General features: G+C 30.3%; 8 protein-coding genes and 2 pseudogenes. All 10 read right to left on the bottom strand.

Annotation, left to right across the window (positions count from 1 at the left end):
• Nucleotides 1-204 (bottom strand): annotated as a pseudogene (locus tag CQA53_RS10145) (hypothetical protein); the annotation flags it as partial.
• The gene (locus CQA53_RS10140; protein WP_115543858.1) at nucleotides 204-926 is read right to left on the bottom strand and encodes a hypothetical protein; all 723 of its coding nucleotides are present in this window, start codon (nucleotides 924-926) and stop codon (nucleotides 204-206) included. The gene CQA53_RS10140 and the pseudogene CQA53_RS10145, both read right to left, overlap by 1 nt.
• Nucleotides 905-1,414 carry a hypothetical protein gene (locus CQA53_RS10135; RefSeq protein ID WP_115543857.1) on the bottom strand — a complete coding sequence of 170 codons (510 nt, stop codon included), beginning with the start codon at nucleotides 1,412-1,414 and terminating at the stop codon, nucleotides 905-907. Before CQA53_RS10135 ends, CQA53_RS10140 begins: the two co-directional genes overlap by 22 nt.
• Nucleotides 1,411-1,536, bottom strand: a complete 126-nt coding sequence (locus tag CQA53_RS13620; RefSeq protein ID WP_281271187.1) for a hypothetical protein — start codon at nucleotides 1,534-1,536, stop codon at nucleotides 1,411-1,413. Before CQA53_RS13620 ends, CQA53_RS10135 begins: the two co-directional genes overlap by 4 nt.
• Entirely contained in the window at nucleotides 1,526-2,014 is a 489-nt protein-coding gene (locus CQA53_RS10130) for a hypothetical protein (RefSeq protein WP_181882431.1), read from the bottom strand. Before CQA53_RS10130 ends, CQA53_RS13620 begins: the two co-directional genes overlap by 11 nt.
• Nucleotides 2,011-2,139: a hypothetical protein gene (locus tag CQA53_RS13615; RefSeq protein ID WP_281271186.1), complete on the bottom strand. Its 129-nt coding sequence runs from the start codon at nucleotides 2,137-2,139 to the stop codon at nucleotides 2,011-2,013. Before CQA53_RS13615 ends, CQA53_RS10130 begins: the two co-directional genes overlap by 4 nt.
• Nucleotides 2,118-2,591 carry a hypothetical protein gene (locus tag CQA53_RS10125; protein WP_115543856.1) on the bottom strand — a complete coding sequence of 158 codons (474 nt, stop codon included), beginning with the start codon at nucleotides 2,589-2,591 and terminating at the stop codon, nucleotides 2,118-2,120. Before CQA53_RS10125 ends, CQA53_RS13615 begins: the two co-directional genes overlap by 22 nt.
• Nucleotides 2,588-3,238 (bottom strand): lipase family protein, encoded by a 651-nt coding sequence (locus CQA53_RS10120; RefSeq protein ID WP_115543855.1) that lies wholly within the window; start codon nucleotides 3,236-3,238, stop codon nucleotides 2,588-2,590. Before CQA53_RS10120 ends, CQA53_RS10125 begins: the two co-directional genes overlap by 4 nt.
• A 17-nt stretch (nucleotides 3,239-3,255) precedes the next feature.
• Nucleotides 3,256-4,365, bottom strand: a complete 1,110-nt coding sequence (locus tag CQA53_RS10115) for a hypothetical protein (RefSeq protein WP_115543854.1) — start codon at nucleotides 4,363-4,365, stop codon at nucleotides 3,256-3,258.
• 62 nt (nucleotides 4,366-4,427) lie between these two features.
• Nucleotides 4,428-4,796, bottom strand: a pseudogene (locus tag CQA53_RS12500) (hypothetical protein); the annotation flags it as partial.

Genomic DNA, 4,796 nt, shown 5'->3' with positions numbered 1-4,796 from the left:
ATCATTCACATTAAAAAGATTTAACAATTTTTTTGTTCTTTCATTAGAATCTAATATATCATAGTTCGCCTCACATATCTCCTTAAACTTCCAATAACTTGGTTGTAATTCATAAGGGATAAAGCCAAAGCTTCCACACCCACTAAACAACACTACCGCAACTAAGATTCCAATAATTGATAATATACTATAACTCATTTTCATTACGCTATATCTTTAGATTCTAAGTTTGGATTATTAAGATTTATATTTGATGACTTTTGATGATGGGCTATGATAGCTTGAAAAATATCAGTTGCAAAATCATTCATTGCTTCTATTTGAGTTATTGCTCTTCCTGTTAATGCTAAAAATGCATCTGCTATAACCATATCTTGAAATATTTCCTCTGAACCTCTAAAGGCTAAGATATAGTTTTTGTTGTCTGTATCATAAAATAGCGTAGCACTATATCCTGTAAGAAATGCTAAGAGTGTATCTAGTGAGGCAATATCTGGGATATGATGGACTAATTCATAGCGTTCAACAAAGTTTTGAGTGCGGAGGGAGAGAGTGTATTTTTTATCATCTTTATTATCTTCGTCATCTTTAGATTGTATATTTTTAGGGTCATTATTTATTTCAATATACTTGTTATCATTTGGAGAATATATTTTTAAATCTTGACAAAATCTTGCTTCAATGGCTCTAGCATAGGCGGTGTTAGAGTCTTTAGTAATTTTGCGTATGATTTTATCGTTTTTATCTTTGATTTCTATATCAGCTTCAAGTTTATATCCCAATGTTATTTTATCAGCTTCTTCCCATTCTTTCTTTGGATTTGCAGAATCTATACTCTCATATACATAATGAAGCATTGCATAAGCTGCATCGGCACAATCAGCCATATCTCTAAATTTCTGTATCAATTCTCTACTTGTTGCCATTTGTTATCCTTTAGAATAAATGTATTAGCACTTGAACCATTATCAAAGTAATTTGTCGTGTGCCAATGAAATCCTCCACCCTCATCACCATCTAGCCATAAGCCATAATATCGAAAATAAAATCCCTTCCTATATGAAATTATATGTCTTTTACCTTGAGAATCAATAAAATAGTGTTCAAGATAATCGTTCGTTCGTATTCTGCTATCAATTTGTCTAGGTTGTGTGGAAGCTTTATCCATATCAATCATGAGTTCATAACCATTAGACAGCAATGGAGTAAAATCTACAAATACATACATACCTCCATTTTTCTTTCGCAAATTTTCAGCTTCTTTATATAATTTTTCATCATAGATATATGTTCCACTTTCTTTGTAAAATAATTTTCTGTATTTATAATATTGTGGGTCAAAATACATGAGATTTACACATCCATTAAATAATACTACAATCAAGATTCCAATGATTAAATATATCATTCTCATACGCATTCCATAGATTTGAATATAGAGTCTATATTTTCATATACATAATGTAACATTGCATAACTTGCATTAGCACAATCCGCCATATCTTTGAATCTTGTAATCATTTCTTTATTTGTCATTTTTATCCTTTTTTATAAAAATCTTTGTTTCTTTGTCGTAGTAAAATACATTATCCCATGAGGTGTGATCTATATTTTGTGTGGTGTCCCAATGAAATCCTCTACCCTCATCACCATCTAGCCATAAGCCATGTTCTTTATATCTAAAAACTCTATAATATGAAATTATATGCTTTTTATTTGAAGAATCCATAAAATACATCATATAATAATGAAATTCATGTATTCTGCTATTTATTTTTCCTATATAAGTAGCTTCTTTAGATTTTATGCTATAGCCATTTGAAAGCTTTCTACTATGCTTAAAATTTTCTTGTTGAATTTCATCAAAAAATTCTGGTTCAACTACATAAAAACCACTCTCTTTTTCTGCTAACCCCTTAAACTCATAATACTGTGGGTCAAAGTATCTAAATCCACACCCACTAAATACAAGTATTACGACTAAGATTCCAAAGATTAAATAAATCATTCTCATACGCATTCCATAGATTTGAATATAGAATCTATATCATTAAACACATCATGTAACATCGCATAGCTCGCATCAGCACAATTTGCATAATCAAGCATTCTTGTAATTAATTCTCTATTTTTACCCATTTGTTATCCTTTAGAATAAATGTATTTTTTCTACTATTAGTGCCACCCATTTTTCTTTCAGTGTCCCAATGAAATCCTCTACCCTCATCACCATGTAGCCATAAACCATGTTCTGTATAATAAAATCCTTTCTTATATGAAACTATATGCTTTTCACCTTGAGAGTCTATAAAATAATAACCAAATTGTTTAAAGCTTATTATTCTATCATTAATTCTCTCAATATCGTGTTCATCATTCTTGCGAATTAAATTATACCCATTGGAAAGGATGTCTTTATCATAAGTTTCCACTTCTAGCTTTTCATCAAAAATATAAAGCCCACCTTCTTCTTCATACAATTTCTTAAACTCATAATATTGTGGGTCAAAGTATCTAAATCCACACCCACTAAACATCACTACCACAACTAAGATTCCAATGATTGATAATATACTATAACTCATTTTCACGCCACATTCCTTAAGTTTGTATAAGTATAAAGCTCTTTTATCACATTAGGATAGTTAATACAAAATACTTGTGCTAAATGTCCACCTAGTGAATGCCCTACGATAATGAGTTTATTATTTGAGATAATATTACTTATAGTGTGTTCAAAGAAATCTACTAAAGTAAAATATTGATTAGGAATCTCATTTGTAGCAAGGAGAAAATCCGTATAAAAATCTCTAATAGCATTATTGATTTTATTAATTCCACCAAATGAACCCTCTGTGCCTCTAAAAGCAAGAATATAATCTTTAGTATTTTTATCCAAGAATAAAGTCGCGCTAAAACCATCATCATTGATAAAATTTGTAATATTTGATACAACTTCTTTAAAACCCTCATTTTCTTTAGGTGCTTTATAATGTGCCATTACTTGATATTCGTTTGCAAATCTCTTTGCTTGCTCTTCGCTAAAATGTTGTGAATATCCTTTATCACTAAGAGCATTAATAAAATCCTCATCATTTTCTACACTGCCCATATTGGTTTTAAGCTTGAGACAATAGCTCGCTTGTGCTACTTCAGCATATTTTCTAAAAGCACTTATCTTGTCGTATTTAGCCTCTTTAGTTTTATCAAATTTTGGATTGTATTTATTGGCTAACATTTACTATCCTCACATGGTTAATTTCCTAAAATGTCATATTTAAAAACAACTTCTACACTTTTGCGAAGGTCGCATTCTACCCCTTGATACAATGGGTGTTCTGCAAGTAAAATTATCTCTTTTGCTTGCAGATTATCATCATACTTAAGAGCATAGAATCTTGTAAGAGCAACAAACGATATATTGCTATTAATGCGTATCCATAATGGTTTATTTCCTATCATTGTGAGAGTATATGTGCCTACAAGTTTTATACCTGTTTCTTCTTGTGCAGGAAATAGATTGGGAGAATATGGGATTTCTTTTTTTATGATTTCACTTTTTATTGGATAGTATGTTATGATAAAAGGCGATATTTTACTCACTTCTTTTTTAGGAATATCATAGATAAAGAGGCAATAATTATTATTTAATTTTTTATCCTTACAAGTGCCAAATTTATCATGTTTATAATATTCATCATTATCCCTATAATCCACCCAACCTATGCGATAATATCTATCTTTAGGAATGTTATCTAATTTAAGCTCATATCGCGCAAACATTTCAATTTTAAGATATTGTTTGAGCGTATCATATCTCATATCAACATATTTTGCGGAAAAAATAGTATTAAGATACATCATATTTTTTGCATAGTCTATAGTTGATGAATTAGAATATTCATTTTCATGACCACTATTTACTAACATAAAATCTTCTTGAGTCGTTTTTAATCCAAGCGACACCAAATCATACTTTGAGCCTTTAATATCATCAATCACACCATTAGAATTTGCTTTAATCACACTATCATCAAAGTAGATTCCATCTATGCCTTTAAAACTATGGAATATCTTTGCTCTGCATATCGCTTCATTGTTGATTTTAGAAGTTTTAGAATCTTTGCTGTTTTCAAAAAGTGAATCTTCAAAGGCTTTCCTTGCGCTCTCATTGGGAATATCTACAATCTCAATCTCTGCTAAATTGCTTGTGTCTTTAGAATCTTGCTTAAATGATTGAGATTCTAACGCCTCTTTTACCCTTGCATCACACATACTTTTACAAATCTGCTCTTTATTCCCTATCTCAAAGCCAAAACCTACGCTACAAATTATACTAGCTAATATCAAAAGTTTTGTTTTCATTCTACACCACCTCTTTAATCTTGATTATATAAGATTCTACATTATCTTTGCCAATCTCACCACTAAACCCCAATCTCTATCGTAAGTTTCTTACATTGAGCTGGCATAAGCCATATTTCTTTAGAATATATACTCTCTTGTTTGTATTCTTTGTATGTATCATCTATGAGTGTAAATGCACCATATCCATAGTCTTTGTTCTCTTGTGCTTCTTTATGTTCTTCAAATGCTTTTTGAAGTATCTTAGGTATTCTTGTAGGAATAATGCAGACATACTCTCTTGTATGATTATCAAACACTATAGAGAATACCTTATAAGTAAAGTCTTTATCCTTATAGTCTTCTTGTATAGAAAGAGGCAAATCACTCTTCTTTATATCTTTGCATTCACTCATATCTAATTCATACTCTTGGAGAATGATATGACTTTT

Source organism: Helicobacter didelphidarum, from assembly GCF_003364195.1.
In the GTDB taxonomy this organism is placed as follows: Bacteria; Campylobacterota; Campylobacteria; order Campylobacterales; family Helicobacteraceae; genus Helicobacter_A; species Helicobacter_A didelphidarum.
Note: the sequence above shows the minus strand (reverse complement) of the source record. Positions and strands in the feature narration are given on the sequence as shown.